We start from the raw sequence: 22,257 nt of genomic DNA on the forward strand, positions 1-22,257 counted from the left end.
AGGCATTGCATCCCGGTCACTTTTTAAATAGATGCTGCACATGAGCACCACGGCACATCCCGACACAATCCTAATCATCGACTTTGGCAGCCAGGTTACGCAGCTGATTGCGCGTCGCGTGCGCGAAGCCAGTGTCTATTGTGAAATCGTCCCTTTCCAGTCTGCGGAAGAGGCTTTCAAGCGGCTGAAGCCGAAAGGTGTTATCCTTTCAGGCAGCCCCCATTCGACGACTGATATTGGGTCGCCGCGAGCGCCGCAGGCCGTTTTCGAAGAAGGCATTCCGGTCCTCGGCATCTGCTATGGTGAACAGACGATGTGCGCCCAGTTGGGTGGTAAAGTCGAAAGTGGCCATGATCGCGAATTCGGTCGTGCTTTCTTGGATGTGCAGGAAGATAGCCCTCTCTTCGAAGGCATCTGGGCCAAGGGCACCCGTCATCAGGTCTGGATGAGCCATGGTGACCGTGTTACGTCGTTGCCTGATGGTTTTACCATTATAGGCACTTCGCCAAACGCACCTTTTGCGGCTATCGCTGACGAGAAGCGCAAATATTACGGCGTGCAGTTCCACCCGGAAGTCGTGCATACGCCGGACGGTGCAAAACTTCTTCAGAACTTCGTTCATCGTATCGTCGGTGTGAAGCCGGGCTGGACCATGGGCGCCTATCGCGAACAGGCAGTTGAGGCGATCCGCAAGCAGGTTGGTAGCGGCAAGGTTATCTGTGCGCTTTCCGGCGGTGTGGATTCTTCTGTTGCAGCACTCCTGGCGTATGAAGCCATCGGCGATCAGCTGACGTGTATTCTGGTTGATCACGGGCTGATGCGTAAAAACGAAGCTAACCAAGTCGTTGAAATGTTCCGCGAGCATTACAACCTGCCGCTCATTCTCGTTGATGCTGCTGATCGTTTCATCGGCGAGCTGGAAGGCGAAACCGATCCTGAAAAGAAGCGCAAGACGATTGGCCGTCTCTTCATCGAAGTGTTCGAGGAAGAAGCAAAGAAGCTCGGCGGTGCGGATTTCCTCGTGCAGGGCACGCTCTATCCGGACGTTATCGAAAGCGTTTCGTTTACCGGCGGTCCTTCTGTCACGATCAAGTCGCACCACAATGTAGGTGGTCTGCCGGAGCGCATGAAGATGCAGCTCGTCGAACCACTGCGTGAACTGTTCAAGGACGAGGTACGCTTGCTCGGCAAGGAACTCGGCCTGCCGGATAGCTTCATCGGCCGCCATCCGTTCCCGGGACCGGGTCTCGCTATCCGCTGCCCGGGCGGTATTACGCGCGAGAAACTCGAGATTCTGCGCGAAGCCGACGCGATCTATCTGGACGAAATCCGCAAGGCTGGTCTCTATGATGCCATCTGGCAGGCTTTTGCCGTTCTGTTGCCAGTCCAGACCGTCGGTGTGATGGGCGATGGTCGTACCTACGAATTCGTCTGTGCGCTGCGTGCTGTGACATCGGTGGACGGCATGACTGCTGATTTCTATCACTACGATATGAATTTCCTCGGCAATGCGGCAACTCGCATCATCAACGAGGTACGCGGCATCAATCGTGTTGTTTATGACGTGACGTCAAAGCCGCCCGGCACGATCGAGTGGGAATGATTTGGGTTCGCCTATCACACCAAATGTGATTTAAATCGCCGAAAACCCTTTGGATTTATGCCCGTCAGTTCTTGCTGGCGGGCATATCATTTTTATAGCTCAGCGTTGGCCGCTCCTGATCAGAACAACAACGACGCGATTAAAACTATGAGCGTTTCAAGTTCTGGACCGCGTAGGGATCGAGAGCAATCTTGGCGAACTGAGCGATGCTGACAGTCTGAGGCTGTGACGTGATGTTTACCAGCCAGAATTCTTGCTCCGTTGCAAAGGCCAGAACGTGGTCAGGCCGCGACGAAATAAGCTGCCGCCATTTTTTTCCTGCAAGCCGGGACAATATTTTTATCGTGGTGAAGAGTGGACGTTTCCCACCTGTGGGTGTCGGTTCGCCTTCATCTGCAGTAAGTCCGAAAGGTCCGGTGAGGGCTGAAAGCGTCAGGCTGTCAAGGCCAGCATTCAGCACAGATATGGCATATGCCATCGCGAAGCTCGCAGCGAATTTTCCATTGTGGCGAGGATCGCGATTGGCCATAGCAATGCGCTTGCCATTCGGGTTTTCCATCGTTCTGCTGCCATAAGGATTCTGGCGCATGGGGATGGTAGACGGCCCGATGCGATAGGGCTTATCGCCGTAGATCGCCCGCACCGAGCGGGTAATGAAAGGCAGAGCTTCCAGTGTTTGCATAACACTCAGGTCGTCCGCTGCATGGACAATCGGATTCGTGCAATGAGTGACGAAATCAAGATGCTCGCCCGGAACACGCTTGCGATTAAGCTCGGTGAAATAGCTCAGCATTCCGCCGCCAAGCTGCGCATTCAGGAATGCTGCTCTTGCTGCCGCATAAACATCTTCAAGCGGCGGGCAGGGCGGCCATTCGCTGCCGGGCGGTGTCGACTGCCGATCTATAGCCGGTGAAACAATGACCGCATCCGGGGTAAAGCCAGCCGCTTTCATGTCAGAAGCGATTGCTGTCGTCTCTTCGATGAGCGATTTCTCGCAAGGCAATGCAATTTCGAGCGAAACACGGCCTTTATGTCGGGCTGCAAGAGCTGCAAAGTCGGCAAAGGCTGAACCTTTGTGCCCTGCCAGTGGATCGTAATGAAATAACAAATCCTGCGGGCCAATTTCCTGCAACAGATCAATTGCGGCAAGGCTTGCTTTGGCTTCTTCCGGTGTGATGATGATGCCGATATTTGGCAATGTGCCGCTTGTGTCACCAAGCGTGATGCTCACCGGCTCTGCATACCGGGTGTTATTTGGTGTCGCCGCGCGCGTGTCGGAAATGTTGAGGACGATGCGCTGATGCTGGGGTTTGGCGGCTTCGATCTGGTAAGGCCATGGCAAAGCCAACGGACGTACATAGGTCTTGTAAGATGCATCGGACCAGTTGCGCTGATCTTCCATCTCAAAGGTATCGCCTTCCATGCGGCATTCGACCGTAACGCCGGGCATGGCCTCATGGGTGATCGCACGCATATCCTTGAAAGGCTGCCACGGTTCGATCAGATCGGGCAGGCGGGTCTTGTTGAGTGTGCCGTCTACATGCTCGACCCTCACAGGGGAGCCTGCCACGCCGACGATTGGATGCAGGATGCAAAAGCCGCAACGGTTGGTTTCAAAGCCTGTCGCTGTATTCGCTACGGCTTCGAAAGTGAGCGTACCACCAACACTCTCTGCCTGAATGCGGACATCAATGGTGAGTTTGGTCGCATCCGGGCCTTCGCAACGTGCCTGATAGGTGACGATGAAACCGCTGTCGCTTTGCTCGACGTTCAGATCATGGATTTGCGGATTATAGGTCCCCCAGTCGCGATCCCGCACCAGATAGGAGACGGCACGCAGAACTTCGACACCGTCGTAAGTGATGGTGCGAAGATTGCCGTCGTTCAAATCCAGGCTAAGCAAGCCCGCTTTCAGATGCGTCGGCTTAGCTTCGGTTTCACGCGTTCCATAGAGCAGGAAAAAATCGACGCTGCTCATTTGAGCAGCGCCGTAATGTCGACGCGGTTGCCGCTTGCGGCACTGTCATAGGCGGCTTCGACAAGCGCGAAAGTCTTGAGATTATCCGCACCCGATGTTGAGGTTTCTTCGCGAGTTTCCAGCTTGTCCACCCAATGCTGCTGAATGGCAAAGACGCTTTCCTGAATATTGTGCCATGGACGTGTGGCCCATGAGAGCAGTTTTGGTGAAACGTCGGAAACCGTGGTGCCGTTCGGCGTAATCACTTCAAGGCGATAACCCTGATAAAGACGGATAGAGCCTTCGGTGCCATCAATTTCAACGAGTGTTTCCGGGAAAGGATCGGTTTGGAGCTTGGTGGCGTAGCTCACATCGACAATGGAAGTAGCGCCATTTTCATGGTCCATGAGAATGGTGGCTACATCCTCGCCCTTGATTTTCGGGTTGACGCGCTTGGTGCGTGCGACGAGGCTTGTGACGTCGCCCAAGATAAAGCGCGCAATATCAAGCGTATGAATGCCTAAATCTTCGATGATGAAGCGTTCGCCTTCCGCAAGATAAGGCTGGCCGGAGAAAACATCAAAGCCCGAGCGGAAGGAAAAGCGTCCCCAGAACGGCGCGCCTATGACGCCGCTATCGAGCGCTTTACGCACGGCCTGAATAGGTGTCTGCCAGCGAAAGTTTTCATGCACCATGAGCGGAATGCCTGCTTCACCGCAGATCTTCACCATGGCCTTTGCATCATCAAGCGTTTTGGCAAAGGGCTTCTGGCAGATTGCTGGCACCTTGTGGGCGGCGGCAAGCTCCACCAGAGCACGATGGCTTGAAACTGTGGTGGCGATATCGACAAAGTCGATGCCGTCATCTGCAAACAGCGCCTCAGCATCTGTGTAGCGTCGTTCGATGCCGAACTGGTCGCCGACAATCTTCAACCGCTCAGGATCGCGGTCGCAGATCGCCACAATTTTGGCACCCGAAACGTCGTTCCATGCGTGCATCTGATTGATCGCGAAGAAACCACAACCGATGAGAGCGCCATTCAAGTCTGCCATTTTTATCCTGCTTTTGCCATTTGCATGAGTGTAACGCGCTGCTGGAGGCGGCGCTGTGCCTGATCAACTACCACGGCGATGATGATGACAAGGCCCTTGATGACCATCTGCCAGAAGGACGATACGCCCATCATGACCAGACCGTCGGAGAGAATACCGATGACGAATGCACCGATGATTGTGCCGCCAATGGTGCCGCGCCCGCCCGACATCGAAGTACCGCCGAGAACGGCTGCCGCAATGGCGTTCAGCTCGAATGAGTTGCCTGTTGCCGGATGCGACGACATTAGTTCGGATGAGATAATAAGCCCGGCGATCGCAGCACAGAAGCCGGAAAACATGTAAACGAACATCTTTACGCGGTCGACGCGGATACCCGACATGCGTGCCGCACGTTCATTGCCGCCGACTGCGAAAATCTGGCGACCAAGCGGTGTGTATCGCGCAATATAGGCTGCGGCCAGTGCGACGACGATCAGAATCCAGATCGAGACCGGAAGACCGAGAATGCTGCCCGATCCCAGGAAGGCGAAGCCGGTTGTGCCCAGGTCTTCACGGCCCACGAGGTTCGGGAAGGTCTGGCCGTCCGAGGACAGAAGAGCCAGACCGCGTGCCACATAAAGCGTGCCGAGTGTCGCGATGAAGGGCGCAACATTCAGTTTGGTTATCAATAGCCCGTTTATGAAGCCGACTGCGACACCAACGGCCAATGTGATCAGCGAGATTTCGATAATGTTGAAATAGATCGTGTAGCCGATGCCAAGATCAATCCCGTAGATCAGAAGACCGCCGGCAACCATGCCGCAAAGCCCGACAATGGAGCCGACCGAAAGGTCGATGCCGCCTGTGATAATGACGAAGGTCATGCCCATTGCAAGAAATGCATTAAGCGCAACGTGCTTCGACATCAGGATCAGGTTGGCGGCTGAAAGGAAGTTTGGTGCTGCGAACGAGAAGAAGATGAACACCGCGAAAAGCGCGATGAAGGTTCTCAGTTTCATCAGCGTCAGCAGGGCCGAGCCGCTGTTAAAGGTTGAGTCAGTGGCGGCCGTCGTCGTGTTGGCTGTCATGACGCGAGTTCCCTTGTTTGTTTGTTGTGGTCGTTGTCATGTGTGTGTCCGTGGCCCTTGGCCGATGCGGCAACAATGTCGGCTTCCGTCGCTTTATCGCGGTCGAATATGGCAATCAGCTTCCCATTGCTGAGCACCGCGATGCGATCGGAGAGCGCCATGACTTCTTCCAGATCAGAGGTTGAAAAAAGAATGGATAGCCCTTCGGCAGCAAGCCTACGCATGGTGCGGAAGACATCGGCCTTCGCACCCACATCGATGCCGCGCGATGGCTCATCCATCAGAAGAACTTTTGGATTGGTCATCAGCGCCTTGCCGATGACGACCTTTTGCTGATTGCCGCCTGACATCGAAGTGACTTCGAATTCGGGGTTTGGTGCCTTGATCGAAAGGTCTTTGATCGCCTGTTGAATGGCCTGTTTTTCACGCTTTGGCGTGATGTGGAAGACGCGAGCCAGACGGTCGAGACTTGCCAGTGTCAGATTGCTGGCAATCGACAAGATCTGCACCAGACCTTCGCGCTGACGATCTTCCGGTATGAGGGCAAGGCCGCGCCGGATGCGACGGGTCGTATCGCGTTCCTTCACTTGCCTGCCATCGATATAGATATGGCCGGTGGAGTGCCCATGCTGGCCCATCACACATTCGAAAAACTCAGAGCGCCCCGCGCCCATAAGGCCGTAAATGCCCAGAACCTCGCCCGCGCGCACGGTCAGGAAGACATCATCAACTGCAAGCCCGCCGGTTGCCCGGGGCAGGGTGATGTTTTCAGCACGAAACCGTTCGGCGCCAATCTTGTGGGTAACAGGCTTGGCAAAATCCTTGGCATCGGAGCCGATCATCGAACGCACGATCCATTGCGTATCGATATTTTTGATCTCTTCCTGGCCGGTGATTTTTCCGTCGCGCAGAACCGTGATGTAATCGCCAATCCGCATCAGTTCTTCAAGACGATGCGAAATATAGACGATTGCAACGCCCTGGCTTTTCAGCTCGGCAATCACCTTGAACAGAATATCGACTTCGGCTGCAGAAAGGGCCGATGTCGGTTCATCCATGATGACGATGCGTGCATCGAGCGAAATAGCCTTGGCGATTTCGACAAGCTGCTGCTGACCGATTGGCAGATCGGCGACGAGCGTAGTTGCACTGATGCCTGCGTCAAGGCGGTCGAGATATTCATTGGCCTTGACGACCTGCGCCTTGTGATCAATGCCACGCAAACCGCGTGTAATTTCGCGCGTGGCAAAGATATTCTCGGCCACCGTCATGTTTGAAAACAGGTTCAGTTCCTGAAAGATCATCGCAATGCCGCGCTTTTGCGCGTCGGCAGGGCTGTCGAATGACACTTCCTCGCCATCGAGAATAATCTTCCCCATGGTCGGACGCTCAACGCCCGCGATGATCTTCATCAGCGTTGACTTGCCAGCACCGTTTTCGCCGACAAGCACATTGACCGAACCACGGCGCAATTCAAGATTGGCGCGCTTGACCGCGACAATGCCTGAATAGACCTTGGAAACATCCTCAAGCTTGAGGACGATACCGTTTTTCTCGTTCAATTCCGTCTCCATGGCTTATTTCTCCAGAGAGATGGAAACAGGCGTCACAAGAGGAAGCTGGCCCTTCGATGGCAACGGGAAAGCACCTTCGGCCTTCAACTTCATGCCAACCAGATCCTCGCGCGGGAGCTTTGAAAGAACATCATCATTGACGCGGGTGTTGAAAGCCTTGCCAAATTGCGCCCAGTCGATCTGGTTGCGGAACTCGTTGAAGTTCACAAAGGACAGGCTGTCACGGATTGCGCTGCCGCGAACGGTCGGCCCGATCTGCACGCGTGCATCGGCCTTGCCATCGCCATTGCTGTCGACATCAACATAGGCTGCGCGCGACTTTGTTTCAGCGGCGACCACTGTGCCTTCAAGCTTGGCTGCAAAGGTCCAGGGGGCATTGCCCTGCTTTTCGCGATGACCGTATTTCGCTCCGGCTGCATCCGCATCTGTATTTGCAGCCTGCATCACTTCATCGAGCGTTGCAGTTTTCTCGGCAAAAAACGGCTTAACTTTTGAATCCCAGATGTCGGCAACCGAACGATCGGGATTGAAATTATCGCCGCGTGCTTCTGCGGCTTCTTCTGCTGTCGGCGTCTTGATGATTTTGCAACCCGAAAGCGCGACACCGCAGGCCAGCAGGATAATGGAAGCTGACTTCAGCACTGACATGAATTTATCCTCGGTATTAGGAGCATTTCGGGAGCGCTAATATTTGTCGGCGCTCCCGATGTCGCAAGCCTTGGGAGTTAGTCCTTCAAAGCGAAAGTTTCGAGCTTGTCTGCGTTGTCAGGATTGATGAGGACGCAGTCCATCAGCTGCTTTTCTTCAGCAGGGCCCTTACCGGTCTTGATGAATTCGTCAGCCTGAACGACAGCCATCTGTGCCTGAGCATAGGCTGGCTGAAGAACCGTTGCCTTGATGCCACCGGCCTTGATGGAGTCGCGGACATCGTTGGAGCCGTCGAAGCCGACAACGATGACGTCCTTGCGGCCTGCAGCTTCAAGCGCTGCCCACGCACCCATGGCCATGGTGTCGTTGCCGGAAATCACACCTTTGATGTCAGGATTTGCCTGCAAAATGCTCTGCATTTTGGAGAAGGCTTCGGTCTGGCTCCAGTTGGCCGACTGCTGCGCAACCATCTTCATGTCTGGATATTCATCGATGACGTCGTGATAGCCCTTGGAGCGGGTGCCAGCGTTGAGGTCGGATTCACGACCGAGCAGCTCGACATAATTGCCAGCTTCGCCCATTAGCTTCACGAATTCTTCCGCACCGAGCTGTGCGCCCTGATAGTTGTTGGAAACAATCTGCGACACTGCAACGCCTGAGGCATTGATTTCACGGTCGATCAGGAATGAAGGGACTTTGGCATCCTTGGCCTTCTGAACGGCGGCAATCGATGCTTCCGAGCCAGCATTGTCGAGGATGATTGCCTTTGCGCCACGACCGATGGCCGTATCGACAAGCTGCGACTGCTTGGTTGGATCGTCGTCATGCTGAAGGATCAGTGTTTCGTAGCCGAGTTCCTTGGCTTTGGCTTCAGCGCCCACGGCTTCAGCTTTGTAGAATGGATTGTCGTGCGATGGTGTGATGATTGCGATCAGATCAGCGGCCCATGCTGGCATGACAACACCGCCTGCCAATGTTGCCGAGATGGCTGCAATCGCAAAACCGCCCGCAATTGTCCTGCGTGTAAACTTCATATTTTCCTCCCAAATCAAGCCCCGTTTCCCAAGAGGCGGTAAAAAAGGGGAAGGCGCATTACGCCCTCCCGGATAACGTCACGTAATGCGACGAATGCTTTCTGCGATTTCTTCCGGTTCGAAAACGTTTTTCCAGTCGTCGCGCATCAGCGCAGGAATGCCGAATTCGATTGCCTTGTTGCAGGCATCGGAGAATACGCCCTGGACTTCGCCAAAGATGACGGCGCCGAGAACATTCATGTGGCCGAGCAGGAAGTCGCGCGCTGCTTCTTCAGGAACGCCGCGACGAACGGTTTCATCCATGGCCTGCTTCATGACAACGAGAAGCGAAGCTGCAACGGTTTCCGAAAGACCCGGTTCGAGGATTGCGAGTTGCTCAACGGTTACGCGATGCGAGCGCATCACTGGTGCCCAGATGACCTTGGCGATTTCTTCGCCCAGTGCATAAGCTTCTTCCGGTCCCTGCATCAGAGCCGAAACGATGTGCTGCTTTGCAAACAGACCGCCGAAGTGGTCCTTCTTTGCTTGCATATCCGTTTCGTCGTTGAAGATCGGCGGATGGCAAGGATGGGTCACGAAATAGGTGAGGTCTGCACGTTCTGGCAGATGGCCGGCAAATGGCGCGGCTGCGTCGAGTGCAACAACCATCGTGCCCGGCTTCAGCTTGTCAACGATGGATGAAGCAACTTTACCGATGATGGTATCCGGCACAGCCAGAATGACGACTTCTGCGCCTTCAAGACCCGCATCAACATCGATGGTGTCGATGCCGAGGTCGTTCTTCAGGCGTGCCTTGCCTGCGTCGCTGACTTCGATGTGACGGACGTCAAAGCGCGAACCTTTGAGGTTCTTGGCCAGACGGTAGCCCATCTTGCCGCCCGCTCCGAACAAAGCGATAGCTGTCATGATTGTAGTTCCTTCCCAGACTTTTGGTAGCTTAACTGGTATAACCAGTCAATGAGTATTCCAGATTCAAGCGGTCAGGCCGTCGCGAATCTGACTGAAATAACCGTCAGAACCGACCTGACCGCCCTTGAGGGCAATCTGGAGGCCGTTGGTGGCGGCGTGAGCGCCGTGTGCCGTGCAAAGCGGCGACCCCGGAGTTTGTGGAAGCGGCAAAAGCGTGGTGAGTGCATCGACATGCAATTCACGCAATGCGTGGCTGGAAGTGTCGCCGCCTGCAATGACTGCGCGGGTAAGACTTTCGCGCTCAACAAGGCTGCGGAGGATGAAGCCGAGGCTGCGGGCCAGCTGGTGGCGGCTGCCTGCAATCTTATCGATTTCTGTACCGCGATCAGCCGACGGACCAAGGGCGGTGTTGAGGATAACGCTGTTGCCCTGCTGGAGCGCTTTCTGGCCGTCAGCAATGGCAGCTTCGATTGCCTGATTGCCATTCTCACCCAGAAGATCGAGTGGGTTGAGATCAATGCCGGTAAAGCCCGATGCGGTCGCGTGGCGGATCTGACGTTCCGTCGTCGGTGAGACGCTTCCTGAAACGACCGCAATGCGGTCAGCCTTGCCGGGAAGCGGAAAATCTTTTTTCGTGCCGATCAGTTCGGCCTTGGCCCATGCGGCCAGAAGCGCATATTCAACGCCCGACGAGCCTGCAACGAACCAACCCGCATCAGGACGCAGACGCCAAAGCTGTTCACCTGCCTGCAACTGGCTTTCATGGCTGTCGACGTCGAACAGCAACATGCCGTCAGCATTTTTGGCAATGGTGTTTACGCGATCATTTGCATCTGCGGCTGAAAGCGCTACGAGATCAGCAAGCACTGTTTTCAGTACGGTCTGCTTTGCCAGATGCACGCGCAGGTCTGCTTCATGCATGGGCGTGACCGGATGGTGGCTCATGACCGGATGGCGGTCGATGCGGTAGGTTTCGCCCTGATAGGCCGCAAAGAGATTGCCGAAAGCGGTGTAACGCTTGAGCTGCGGCGCACCGACAATCAACGGCACATAGGCCTGATTAAAGATCGCTTTGCCGATTTCAACAGCCTTACCGATATTGCCGACATGTGGTGCGGAATCGAATGTCGAGCAGACTTTGTAATGCGCAATCGCAGTATTCAGGCTTTTAAGCCAGTTGAACGCTGGCGTGAGATTTTCCTGCATCCATTCCGGCGTTTCGCTGCGGCTGGTGCCTGCAAGACCGATAGCCTTGCAGTGTGAAAAGCGCGAAAGAAGTTCTTCATCCGGCACATTCATGAACAGTACAGTGTCGACGCCGTTGGAAGCCATGGCTTCCATAACATCGGTCGAGCCTGTGAGGTCGTCACCGTAATAAGACAACAGCAGTTCGTTGGAAGCCTGTGACATTACTCGCCACCTTTCCCGAATTTTGCGAGCGAGGCTGCAAGTTCGGGGTGATCTGCGGCGTAAGTTTCAAGCGGGATACCCGCAACTGCTGCTTCCCATGCTTGCTGCACAGCGCGAACACCGGCAGCTGGGCCACCTGGATGGCTGACAATGCCGCCGCCGCACAGATAAAGCAGGTCTGTCGTGCGGCCCGTGCGCTCATAGGTTTCAGGCGCCTGTCCACCCCATTGCCCGGAACCGGCGACAGGAAGCGGGCAATCTGACGGGTCGAACAGCGGCGTGCTGACAGCCTTGAACGAATTGACGAAGCTTTCGTCCGGCTCCCAATATTTGACGCGGATGCCGTTGATCTGGAACTGATCGACGCCGAGCAGCCGCCAGAACTGCTGATAAACGCGGAAATCCATACCGGCGCCCGGATTGCGGGTCAGGATGTCCCAACCGTTGCGATGGGCATGAAGCACGAGGCCCGAGCGCTTGCGCAAGAAGCTCATGCCCCCAAAGCCAACCGAGTTGATGTTGACCACAGCGCAATTGCCGCCAGCCTCTAGCACCATGTCGTGGTTGCGCATCATGACGTCAGGATCGGCATGGGAGATGCCGAAAGCATACATCACCTTTTTGCCGGTCTTCTGTTCGTGATTGAGAATGAGCGGCATGATCGCGGCGATGCGCTCTTTAAGCGGCGAGTAGGCCGGGCTCATCAGCTTTTCATCGTCCTTGATGAAATCGACGCCCGACTCAATGAGTTCGCCTACGAGTTCTGCTGTCTCATGTGGACGCAGACCGAGTGCTGGCTTGACGATGGTGCCGATGATCGGGCGCTTTTCAACGCCTGTCAGACGACGGCTTCCGGCAATGCCGAATTGCGGACCCGGATGCGCGCTTTTGAAGGCTTCCGGCAGCTTCATATCGACAACGCGGATGCCGGTCATGCCCTTGATCGAATAGACGCCGCCAACGGCAATTGTCATCAGCGCTGCTAAATCGGTGCCGATAGCATCAAGCGGAAAAGCAATATCGACGTCAGCGCGCTTGATCGGCCCGTGACCTGGCTCAAGCTCCGGCCATGTAGGCACCATTGCGTCTTCAAGCGGGCGAATTTCGAGAACACGTGCTGCAACCCGCGCCTTCAGTTCTTCCGTCTCACCCGGAACGGCGACGAAAGTGCCGGTCGACTGATCGCTCGCGATCTTGGCGGCCATCTGTTCGATGCTGCCGGTTGTCTCAATGCGATAGGTCAAACAGATGTTCATCGGAATTGTCGTCACTCACGGTTTTCGTTGCGCCTACAATAAGCGCATGGTGTTTGAGTGCGAACTGGTATAATGAGTATTCCAATATCTGCAAGCGGAAAATTGTTAACCGGTCGCGAGAGTGTGGGTAACGGCTTTCCTCAGAGCATTTGAAGATGCATAAGGGAGAAAAGCTCATGAGCAGTGAGACGCAATGACCCAAGCAATTGAACCCATCATTCGCCGCAAACTATCCGACGAAGTTTTCGACCGGCTCGAAAACATGATTACTTCCGGTGAATTGACGCCGGGCGACGAGATGCCGTCCGAGCGCGTTCTGATGGAGCGTTTTGGCGTCGGACGTCCCGCGATCCGCGAGGCGATGCAGTCACTTGCCAAGATGGGACTGGTCAGCATCTCGCATGGTGAGCGTGCCAAGGTTTTGAAGTTGACGGCAAAGTCGATTTTTCAGCAGGTGGATCCGACTGCGAAGATCATGATTGCGCAATCGATGGACACGCTGGAAGATTTGAAGAGCGCGCGAATTTTCTTCGAGCGCGGTATTGTTCGCGAGATTGCACAGAAGACAACGGAAGATGATATCGCCGAGCTGCGGGAGATCATCGAACGGCAGCGGAAATCGCTCGGTGATGCAGACGCATTCATCGCTGCCGATATGGAGTTTCATGTCCGGATAGCTAGAATTGCTGGCAATCCAATATTGGTCGCAGTAAGCGAAGCTATGCTGGCTTGGCTGAAAGAGTATCACACTCATATGCTTATCTGGACAGGCAAAGAGAAATATACCCTTGTTGAACACGAGGAAATATTGGATTGCTTGTCGGCTAAGGATGCGGACCGCGCCGAGGCTGCCATGCTCCGACATCTTGAGCGGTCGCGCACGCTATACAAGAAAGAATAGAGCTTCTCGCCTGAAAGCTATTGTCGTTTCATCAGGCAGTAGACCAAAAGCGAGGAGGCGATGGCCACGATTGCAGAAACCAGAATTGCAACCGAGAAGCCGGCAGAATAACCTCGCATGGCAAGTTCGGTTGCGGCGATCCTCGCTGAAGGTGCGACCATACCAAGTGCGTTGGGCAAGTCGCCCGCGACTATCGCGTCAGCAAAATTTTCACGGCATGTCGGATCGTTGCAGCCCGCCTGCATTAAGTGAGTCCGGACAGCACTTGCAAGCACTCCGCTCAGGACCGCGAAGCCGAGCAGAATGCCGGTAAATCGGGCGGTTGTGCTGATGCCCGATGCCATCCCGGCACGGTCGCGTGCAACGGTACTCATGATCGCTTTCTGGGTTTCACCATTCAGCAAGCCGCCACCGCTCCCAATCAGAAACATACCGGACATAACGATAGACCAGGCGCCGGAATGTGCGCCGAAGCTTGTCACAAGACTACCGATACCCACGATCATGAGTCCAAAGGACAGAATTTCCCGTGACGACATTCTCTTTCCGAGAAAACGCCCGACATTGGGGAAGATCAGCATCGCGCTTGCAAATGGAAGCATAGCAAAACCAGCTTGCAATGGCGGCTGACCGAAGCCGTTTTGAAGGAATAGCGGCAGCATGGACGCCATCACTTGAGCGCAGGCTGCATAGGCAAACATCGCCCAAACCCCGCCTATAAAGCGAGGATTGCGAAATAGGCTGAGATCGAGCATCGGACGCTGCTGGACAGTCTCCGCAACCAAGAAAATAGCCAGACCGGCCAAGCCGCCGACAAATCCTGCAATCGCGGTTGAAGAGGTCCAGCCATGTGCCTGTCCATTGATAAGTCCCCATGTGAGGCCGAACATTGTACTCGCAAATGCAACGATGCCGATTGGATCAACGCGCCGCGCATTTTCATCTTTTGAATCGGTGATGGAACGCAGCGTAGCCAGTGCCAACACAATGCCGATAGGTATGTTTATGTAGAATGCCCAGCGCCAGCCGAGACTATGGGCGATAAGGCCTCCGATAATCGGTGACAGCACCATGGTCAGGCCCATGATGCCGCCCCAGATTGACCATGCACGGTTACGTTCCTCATCGCGATGGAACGTATGGCCAATGATCGCGAGCGCAGGCGCGAGCTGGAAGGCGGCACTGGCGCCTTGCAACGCGCGAGCAAGGTAAAGTGAAGTGGCTGAATCTGCTACACCACAAAGCCAGGATGAGAATGCGAACGCACCAATTCCAATCAGAAAGACAGTGCGACGCCCGAACCGGTCGGCTAGAGCGCCAGCTGGCAAGAGCAGCGACGCGAAGCAAAGGACATAAGTGCTGATGACCCACTCTACGTCAGCAAAACTTGCCGAAAATTCCCGTGCAATGGTCGGTAGGACCATCGCGACAACATTTGTGTCCAGCACGGTCATTGCGCAACCGGTCGAGGCTGTCAGCAAAATGAAAGTTGAATTGGTAACGCGCGGCGCGGATGCGAGAACAGTTGTCATTTGATTGTCAATGCTGCTGCACCAGCCTTCGCAATCTGCTGGTCATGATCGGTTGTGTCGGCTGATACGCCAATGGCGCCAACAATCGTACCATTCACCGTGATTGGAACTCCTCCGCGCATGAGTACGAAACCGCGCGCCGTGATAGCGGCAGGGCGAGCCCCGTTGATAGCATCCTCGAGAGCGCCGCTTTCCCGACGGAAAAGCGCGGCTGTGCGAGCTTTGCCGGGCGCGAGCTCGACGCCAGCGGGTACTGACGCGTTATCCATGCGTATCGTGAGGATCGGCAGACCTTCTGCATCGACGACTGAGATCACGCAGGGCCAGCCGTTCGCTGTCGCTTCTTTTTCGGCAGCAGCTACGACGGAGCGGGCAGCTTCAAGGGTAAGATAAGGCTTTGTCGGCAATTCGATTGCCAATGCCGGGAAGGCTGCGGCGAGGGTCATCGTTGCGGTCAACGAGGCGAGGATTCTGACAGAATGGGCGGACATTGGACTTCCTTCATTACATTTGAGGTGCCAATAAACAGGATGTTTGAATTTCTTTCATTCGTGGTGTTTTGAGATAATATTAGTTTTTACCTAATTATTGGAGCCACTCATGGACCTCAGGCATCTTCGTTATTTTTTGACACTCGCTGAGGAGCTTCATTTTTCCAGAGCGGCAGAACGGTTGAACATTGCGGCTCCGACGCTCACGGTTCAGATACAGGAAATCGAGCGGCGGCTCGGTACGAAACTTTTCTTCAGAACCAAACGCTCAGTCGCAATCACTCCCGCGGGTGAGGTGTTTCTGAAGGAAGCGAGATTGGTGCTGGATCAATTCAATAAGGCGGAAAGTGTCGGCCGCAGAGCTGGACGAGGGGAGATCGGGCGGATCGAAATTGGCTATGTCGGCTCGGCGGCTTATGCCGGAGCCTTGCAGATGCAAATCAGTCGTTTCTCGCATGATTGGCCCCAAGTGGAGCTTCATTCGCGCGAATTTCCGATGGAGGATCTACCGAAGCTCATTGAAGGCGGGCATCTCGACATTGGCTTCGTCCGTATGCCGATGACGCTCCCACCGTCACTCGGCGCCTATGTTTTGCTACGAGACTATTTTTGTCTGGCGCTGCCCTCTGACCATCGGCTTGCGGTTGCTGAGGTGGAGAACCAGTACGCTTTTCTTGCAGAAAGCCGGTTTATTCTGCCGGAACAGGAGGCGGGCACATATGAAGTCGCGAAACGAGGAAGCTTCACTCCGAGGATTATTGCAAAGCCGGGCGGTCTTCTTGCTGTCCTGACACAGGTATCGCTGGGTGCCGGTATATCGGTCATACCGGGCGTGGTGAGAAACGTCGTGCACATGCCCAATACGGTTTTCCGTCCAATAATCGGAAAGCCGATCATGTCGGAAGTGGCCGCCATTTTCAGAAGTAAGGAATACGCGGTCAGTGTCAAAAATTTCATCGACCAAATATGCGCTTCGCCACCGATCCAGCTTGACTATAAGCGAAATGAACAAACAGTGTGAAATATATTTCATACACTGAATTATATTGACAGTCGCGTTTCTTTGCGATTAGCTATCAATACTGGTCTTCGAGGAGGAGGGCCGGTCTTCATAAAGATCAACGGCGTTTTTTGGGACGCTTTCCGCGCGTTTGGGAGGGGCTTTGGCCTCGAGGAGGACACTTGCGCAAATTTCTGAGCACGACCGCAATGGCGGTTCTTGCGGCAACGCTTCTGGCCGGTTCCGCAACGGCAGCCGAGACCGAGAATCCGTTCCGCTGTAAACCGGGCGAAAAATATGTGATGAACGTCATGGTTTCTGGCGTTGAATACTGGTTTCCCGTCTATGAAATGTTCAAGCAGGCTGGCCAGCAGTTCGGCTGCGAGACGGAATATACTGGCACACCGGAATATGACGTGAACAAGCAGATCGCCACGTTCGATCAGGCGTTGGCGCAGAATCCAGCTGGTATTCTTGTTCATCCGATGAACTCCGACCCGTTCATCGAGCCCATCAACCGGGCGATCGATCAGGGTACGGCGGTCGTCACATTTGCAGCAGATTCTCCGTTGTCGAAGCGTGTGTCCTTCATCACCTCGGACAACACACGAGAAGGCACCTATGCGGCCGATGCCATCGCCCAGAAAATGGGCGGCAAGGGCGAATATGCTGTTCTTGAAAATCCGGGGCAGGATAATCACGACAAGCGCATTGCGGCTTTCATCGCCCGCATGGAAGAGAAGTGGCCTGACATGAAGCTGGTTGGTCGTGCTGCTTCCAATCAGGACCCGACGAAGGCGTATCAGGGACTGTCGAGCCTCATTCAGGCCAACCCGAACCTCGGTGCGGTTTTCATGCCGGAGGCCAACTCCGCAATTGGGGCTGCTCAGGCGAACAAGGAAGCCGGTGGCAAGGTTCTCGTCATGTGTGCCGACGTCAACGCCAACATCCTCGACATGATCAAGGCTGGTGAAGTCTTCGGTTCGATCAATCCGAACCAGGGCATGCAGGGCTATATGGGCTTCATGCTGCTGTGGCTTGCCAAGCATCCGGAACTGATCGACCCGATGAATGACGCCAAGCGTTCCGGCTTCAACCCGATGAGCATTCCCGTTGTCGATAATGGCCTCTCGATTGTGACCGCAGAAAACGCGGACGACTTCTATTGGGACAAATATCTGAAGCGTCGCGGTACTAAGGGCATTGAGGAATAGGCTCCGTTCAAGAAGCCATCCGCGCCCTGTGGTGCGGATGGTTGGAATGGAGAGGGAGGAAAAAGATGGCTGAACCGGTGCTTACCATCCACGGTGTAACCAAGCATTTCGGAGCGGTGAAGGCGCTGACGCAAGTGGATTTCAGGCTTGAACGTGGTGAGGTCCATGCGCTCTGCGGCGAGAACGGTGCTGGTAAATCGACACTGATGAGCATTATCGCTGGCGTTTTGCAGCCGACTGAAGGTGAGATACGCATTGACGGCAAAACCGTTCACATTGCCTCCCCCGCCGTGGCGCAATCGCTTGGTATCGGTCTGGTGCATCAGGAAATAGCGCTTTGTCCGGACGCTACAGTGGCCGAAAACATGTTTATGGCGACGACCAATCGCCGTCGTTCGCCGTTCATGAATTACCGCGCGCTGGAACGTGATGCGCAGATCGTGATGAACCGCCTGGCGGCTATCGATGTTCGGCAGAAGGTCGCCAACTTGCCGATTTCTAGCCAGCAGCTCGTGGAGATCGCCAAAGCGCTGACACTCGACTGCCGTGTGTTGATTCTGGATGAACCGACGGCTGCGCTCACCGAAACCGAGGCACAGCAGCTCTTTTCGATTGTCCGTGATCTAAAGGCGAATGGCATTTCCATCATCTATATCAGTCATCGTATGGCCGAGATTTTCAGCCTCTGCGACCGGGTGACGGTTTTCCGCGATGGTCGTTATGTATGCACCGATCGCATTGCAGATGTGAAACCCGACGATGTGGTGCGTCGGATGGTAGGACGAGAGATCACGCAGCTCTACCCAGATAAGCTTGGATCACACGAGGCGGCAGGCGAAATTATTCTCGAAGTCGACGGCATTGGCGATGGCGTGCGCTTTAATGACGTAAGCTTTGCCGTTCGCAAAGGTGAAATTCTTGGTGTCGGTGGCCTTATCGGATCGGGGCGAACGGAGATTGCCGAAGGTATCTGCGGCCTTCGTCCACGCACCGCGGGAACAGTTCGCCTCCATGGCAAGACACAGAAGATCAGTTCATATTCCGACGCAGCCAAGGCCGGCATTGTTTATCTTTCAGAAGACCGCAAAGGTTCTGGCGTATTCCTGGAGATGTCCATCGCGCAGAATATTTCCGTGCTGGACCTGAAATCATTGACCAATGCCGCCGGACTTCTGAACGGTCGAGCCGAGGCTGCACTTGCAGAGGATTTTGCGAAACGGCTTTCCGTGCGCATGGGTGGCATCGAAGCGCCTGTGAAATCACTTTCAGGCGGCAATCAGCAGAAAGTGGCAATCGCCAAGCAACTGGCGGTAAAGCCCAAAGTCATTCTGATGGATGAACCGACACGGGGCATTGATGTCGGCGCAAAGGCGGAAATTCATCGCCTGCTGCGGGAGCTTGCGCGTTCCGGTATTGGCATCATCGTCATCTCGTCGGAAATGCCGGAACTGCTTGGTCTTGCTGACCGCGTGCTCGTCGTTCGGGAAGGGCACATCGCGGGAGAGCTTTCTGCGGACACCATGTCGGAAGAGGCAGTGATCCTTCTTGCTTCAGGCGTTGGCGCGGAACGGGCATCGCATCATGCCGCATGAAAAGAAAATGGGAGAGGGTGAAATGGCAATCGACACAATGGCAGCGGCTGCGCCAAAAAATTCGTCGATAAGGCGCATCGGAACCATGCGTGAAGCCGGTTTGATTGCGATCATTCTGGCATTGGCCGTGGTGATGAGTTTTGCGTCGCCGCATTTTCTGACGCTCGGCAATTTTCGTGCGATGTTGATGAGTTTCTCAGTGGAAGGCATCGTCGTGGTGGGGATGACGATCCTGTTGATTGTCGGGGGCATCGACCTTTCGGTGGGCTCGGTGGTCTGTTTCTCCATGGTCCTTTCCGGCGCACTCTTTCTGGCTGGGCTCGATCCATGGACGGCTTCGCTTGTAGGCATTGCGGCGAGCGCAGCCATCGGCGGTATTAAGGGTTTCTTTGTAACCGTCGTTGGCCTCAACCATTTCATCACGTCGCTGGCAGCCATGGTAATTGTGCGTGGCCTCTGCCTTATCATCACCAAAGGAACGCCGCTGTCGCTTTTCACGCTGCCGCCAAGCTTTAAAGCGGTGGGGCAGGGCACATTCTATGGCATCCCCTATGTCATTTTGATTTTCGTCGTCGTCGTCATTCTGTTCGACTTCCTGCTCCGTCGCGCCACGGCCTTTCGCAAGGTGTTCTATACCGGCAGCAATGAGAAAGCGGCGCTCTATTCAGGCATCAAGACGAACCAGGTCAAATTCTGGGTTACGGTGTTGTGCTCGACGCTCGCCGGTGTTGCAGGCGTCATTTATATGTCCCGCTTCGGTGCTGCTACGCCTACTTTTGGTGTTGGCATGGAGCTGAATATTATCGCTGCCGCAGTCATCGGCGGTGCATCGCTCAGCGGCGGTTCAGGTACTATCCTTGGCGCTATTCTCGGCATGGCTCTGCTTTCGCTGGTCACATCCTCGCTGATCCTTCTCAATGTTTCGGTGTACTGGCAGGACATGATCAAGGGCTGCATTCTTCTTGCCGCTGTTTCGATCGACCATTTCCTGCACAAGCGGAAGGCGTCCTGATATGCCCATTGCTAAACTGAAACCAAGAACAACAGCGCCACGTGAGGAAATCGTCGTTGCCCGCCAGATGCATCAGGCTCTCGTCCTGCATTTTCTGGAAGGGTTGACGCAGGCGCAGATTGCGGACCAGCTCGGGATTTCTCACGCAACTGTCAACCGGCTCATCAAACGCGGCCGCCAGCTTGGCCTTGTAGAAATCAAGATCAAGTCGCCGGTTGAGCCTCTTATCGATCTGGAAGAACGATTACTGGCGCTTGGTGGCATTAGCCGCGCCATTGTTGTGCCGACCGCATCCGACAACCCGCAAACGGCTTTGCTGGCGGTGGGGGAAGCCGCTGCCCGCCTGCTTCTTGAAGAAATCGCCGATGGTGACACGATCTGCATCACTGGCGGAAAGGGCGTGAGTTCCGTGGTCGCTGGAATTCAGACCCCACGCCGTTTCGATGTCGAGGTTATTCCAGCAACGGGCTGTGTGCAGGGAAAGCACTATACTGACGTCAATCACGTCTCGACCTTGATGGCCGAAAAACTCGGAGGGCATTCCTATCAGATACATGCGCCCTTGTTCGCAGATGATGCTGCGCAGCGCGCTATGCTGATGAACATGCGCTCTGTCGCTGACGTGTTCCAACGGGCGAGGGAGGCCAAGGTGGCCATCGTCGGTATCGGCTCTATCGTCAGTACGGATTCGACCTATTACGATCTGCACCCGTCGTCGAGTGAAGACCGGACGGCTATCGAGCATTCCGGTGCCAGTGCGGAACTTCTCGCCCATCTGCTCGATGTGGAGGGACGGATTTGCAACTATAGCCTCAATCGTGCGCTGGTCTCGCTTACGCTGAATGAGTTTGCGCACATCCCGACGAAGATCGGTGTCGCCAGCGGATTGAACAAGGCCGAATCTATCCTGAGTGTTCTTCGCGGCAATCATCTCGATACGCTCGTCACCGACGAAGCGACTGGCGCCCGCATTCTCGAACTTGCATCCCAAGAAGGATATTTCGCATGAGCGGCGAACAGTTGATCCGCGAAATCGGGCGCTCCGGCGTCAGGGCGTCCGCAGTCGGTCTCGGTACATGGGCTATAGGCGGCTGGATGTGGGGCGGAACGGATGAAGCCCAATCCATCACAGCTATCCAGGCATCGCTGGATGCTGGCGTGACGCTGATCGATACGGCGCCGGCCTACGGCCTCGGACGATCTGAGGAAATTGTCGGCAAGGCAATTGCCGGATGCCGCGACAAGGCGGTGATCGCGACCAAATGCGGCCTCGTCTGGCATACCCGGAAAGGTAAGCACTTCTTCGATCAGGATGGAAAGCCAGTCCATCGCTATCTGGGGCGGGATGCGATCATCCACGAGGTGGAAGAAAGTTTGCGCCGCCTTGGTACCGATTATATCGATCTTTACATCACTCATTGGCAGGACCCGACGACACCAATCGAAGAGACCGTCGCGGCGCTTGATGACCTGAAACAGGCAGGCAAAATCCGGGCTGTTGGTGCCAGCAACGTCAATCGGTCGGAACTGGAGCACTATGTCCAGACTGGCGCGCTCGATGCGATCCAGGAGCGGTTCAGCATGATCGATCGGGAGATCGAGCAAGACTTGCTGCCGCTTACCACTGCAAACAATGTATCGACGTTGAGCTATTCCTCACTCGCGCTTGGTCTTCTGTCTGGCATGATCGGACCGGAACGTGTGTTTTCCGGGGACGATCAACGTAAGGACAATCCACGCTTTTCCGTTGCCAACCGGCAGAAGGCAAAGGATTTTGCGACGGCTATAAAGCCGGTCGCCGATCGCCATGGCGCGACGATAGCCCAGATCGTGATTGCTTGGACGCTGGCGCAGCCGGGAGTGACCTTCGCACTTTGCGGGGCGAGAAATCCAGCGCAGGCGCTCGACAATGCGCAGGCAGGAAGGCTCCGGCTTTCGTCCGATGACCTTGCGGCTATCGACACGGCCATTTCGGCACAACTGGTTAACATGGACGGATAAC

19 protein-coding genes are annotated in these 22,257 nt (G+C 55.2%); 8 read left to right on the forward strand and 11 right to left on the reverse strand.

The features are described from left to right. Positions 1 to 40: 40 nt before the first annotated feature. The gene (gene guaA, locus FG152_RS11245; protein WP_010661022.1) at positions 41 to 1,603 is read left to right on the forward strand and encodes a glutamine-hydrolyzing GMP synthase; all 1,563 of its coding nucleotides are present in this window, start codon (positions 41 to 43) and stop codon (positions 1,601 to 1,603) included. Between the two features lie 145 nt (positions 1,604 to 1,748). Here the strand turns inward: guaA and apnL are convergent, their stop codons facing one another. From apnL to oiaX, 9 genes are all read right to left on the reverse strand, one after another. Beyond that, the gene (gene apnL, locus FG152_RS11250; RefSeq protein ID WP_010661023.1) at positions 1,749 to 3,581 is read right to left on the reverse strand and encodes a D-apionate lactonase; all 1,833 of its coding nucleotides are present in this window, start codon (positions 3,579 to 3,581) and stop codon (positions 1,749 to 1,751) included. Beyond that, positions 3,578 to 4,612 carry a Gfo/Idh/MocA family protein gene (locus FG152_RS11255; protein ID WP_010661024.1) on the reverse strand — a complete coding sequence of 345 codons (1,035 nt, stop codon included), beginning with the start codon at positions 4,610 to 4,612 and terminating at the stop codon, positions 3,578 to 3,580. The genes apnL and FG152_RS11255 overlap by 4 nt, the downstream gene beginning before the upstream one ends. A 2-nt stretch (positions 4,613 to 4,614) precedes the next feature. After that, the gene (locus FG152_RS11260; RefSeq protein ID WP_010661025.1) at positions 4,615 to 5,682 is read right to left on the reverse strand and encodes an ABC transporter permease; all 1,068 of its coding nucleotides are present in this window, start codon (positions 5,680 to 5,682) and stop codon (positions 4,615 to 4,617) included. Further along, positions 5,679 to 7,256: a sugar ABC transporter ATP-binding protein gene (locus tag FG152_RS11265; protein ID WP_498986514.1), complete on the reverse strand. Its 1,578-nt coding sequence runs from the start codon at positions 7,254 to 7,256 to the stop codon at positions 5,679 to 5,681. Before FG152_RS11265 ends, FG152_RS11260 begins: the two co-directional genes overlap by 4 nt. Before the next feature lie 3 nt (positions 7,257 to 7,259). Then, complete coding sequence (locus FG152_RS11270; protein ID WP_010661027.1) at positions 7,260 to 7,904, reverse strand: DUF2291 family protein; 645 nt, start codon at positions 7,902 to 7,904, stop codon at positions 7,260 to 7,262. Between the two features lie 77 nt (positions 7,905 to 7,981). Then, on the reverse strand, positions 7,982 to 8,938 hold the full coding sequence (locus FG152_RS11275) for a D-ribose ABC transporter substrate-binding protein (RefSeq protein ID WP_010661028.1): 957 nt from the start codon (positions 8,936 to 8,938) through the stop codon (positions 7,982 to 7,984). 78 nt (positions 8,939 to 9,016) lie between these two features. Continuing rightward, positions 9,017 to 9,844 carry a phosphogluconate dehydrogenase C-terminal domain-containing protein gene (locus tag FG152_RS11280; RefSeq protein WP_010661029.1) on the reverse strand — a complete coding sequence of 276 codons (828 nt, stop codon included), beginning with the start codon at positions 9,842 to 9,844 and terminating at the stop codon, positions 9,017 to 9,019. 66 nt (positions 9,845 to 9,910) lie between these two features. Continuing rightward, on the reverse strand, positions 9,911 to 11,257 hold the full coding sequence (locus FG152_RS11285; protein WP_010661030.1) for a four-carbon acid sugar kinase family protein: 1,347 nt from the start codon (positions 11,255 to 11,257) through the stop codon (positions 9,911 to 9,913). After that, positions 11,257 to 12,513 (reverse strand): 3-oxo-isoapionate-4-phosphate decarboxylase OiaX, encoded by a 1,257-nt coding sequence (gene oiaX / locus FG152_RS11290; protein WP_010661031.1) that lies wholly within the window; start codon positions 12,511 to 12,513, stop codon positions 11,257 to 11,259. The genes FG152_RS11285 and oiaX overlap by 1 nt, the downstream gene beginning before the upstream one ends. A gap of 193 nt (positions 12,514 to 12,706) precedes the next feature. On the opposite strand from oiaX, the gene FG152_RS11295 reads away from it, so the two are divergent. Then, positions 12,707 to 13,414 carry a transcriptional regulator NanR gene (locus FG152_RS11295; protein ID WP_010661032.1) on the forward strand — a complete coding sequence of 236 codons (708 nt, stop codon included), beginning with the start codon at positions 12,707 to 12,709 and terminating at the stop codon, positions 13,412 to 13,414. 17 nt (positions 13,415 to 13,431) lie between these two features. Here FG152_RS11295 and FG152_RS11300 read toward each other — a convergent pair whose 3' ends face one another. Then, complete coding sequence (locus tag FG152_RS11300; protein WP_010661033.1) at positions 13,432 to 14,946, reverse strand: MFS transporter; 1,515 nt, start codon at positions 14,944 to 14,946, stop codon at positions 13,432 to 13,434. Beyond that, positions 14,943 to 15,437, reverse strand: a complete 495-nt coding sequence (locus FG152_RS11305; RefSeq protein WP_010661034.1) for a GlcG/HbpS family heme-binding protein — start codon at positions 15,435 to 15,437, stop codon at positions 14,943 to 14,945. Before FG152_RS11305 ends, FG152_RS11300 begins: the two co-directional genes overlap by 4 nt. 109 nt (positions 15,438 to 15,546) lie before the next feature. On the opposite strand from FG152_RS11305, the gene FG152_RS11310 reads away from it, so the two are divergent. The 6 genes from FG152_RS11310 to FG152_RS11335 all read left to right on the forward strand — a co-directional run bounded on the left by FG152_RS11310 (position 15,547) and on the right by FG152_RS11335 (position 22,256). Continuing rightward, entirely contained in the window at positions 15,547 to 16,458 is a 912-nt protein-coding gene (locus FG152_RS11310) for a LysR substrate-binding domain-containing protein (protein WP_010661035.1), read from the forward strand. 161 nt (positions 16,459 to 16,619) lie between these two features. Next, positions 16,620 to 17,651, forward strand: a complete 1,032-nt coding sequence (locus FG152_RS11315) for a substrate-binding domain-containing protein (RefSeq protein ID WP_010661036.1) — start codon at positions 16,620 to 16,622, stop codon at positions 17,649 to 17,651. A 65-nt stretch (positions 17,652 to 17,716) separates the two neighbouring features. Then, positions 17,717 to 19,243, forward strand: a complete 1,527-nt coding sequence (locus FG152_RS11320) for a sugar ABC transporter ATP-binding protein (protein WP_010661037.1) — start codon at positions 17,717 to 17,719, stop codon at positions 19,241 to 19,243. Between the two features lie 22 nt (positions 19,244 to 19,265). Beyond that, positions 19,266 to 20,255 (forward strand): ABC transporter permease, encoded by a 990-nt coding sequence (locus FG152_RS11325; protein WP_498986520.1) that lies wholly within the window; start codon positions 19,266 to 19,268, stop codon positions 20,253 to 20,255. 1 nt (position 20,256) lies between these two features. Further along, on the forward strand, positions 20,257 to 21,264 hold the full coding sequence (locus FG152_RS11330; RefSeq protein WP_010661039.1) for a sugar-binding transcriptional regulator: 1,008 nt from the start codon (positions 20,257 to 20,259) through the stop codon (positions 21,262 to 21,264). Further along, positions 21,261 to 22,256, forward strand: a complete 996-nt coding sequence (locus FG152_RS11335; protein ID WP_010661040.1) for an aldo/keto reductase — start codon at positions 21,261 to 21,263, stop codon at positions 22,254 to 22,256. The genes FG152_RS11330 and FG152_RS11335 overlap by 4 nt, the downstream gene beginning before the upstream one ends. Position 22,257: the final 1 nt, after the last annotated feature.

This window comes from Ochrobactrum sp. XJ1, from assembly GCF_024701725.1.
In the GTDB taxonomy this organism is placed as follows: Bacteria; Pseudomonadota; Alphaproteobacteria; order Rhizobiales; family Rhizobiaceae; genus Brucella; species Brucella anthropi.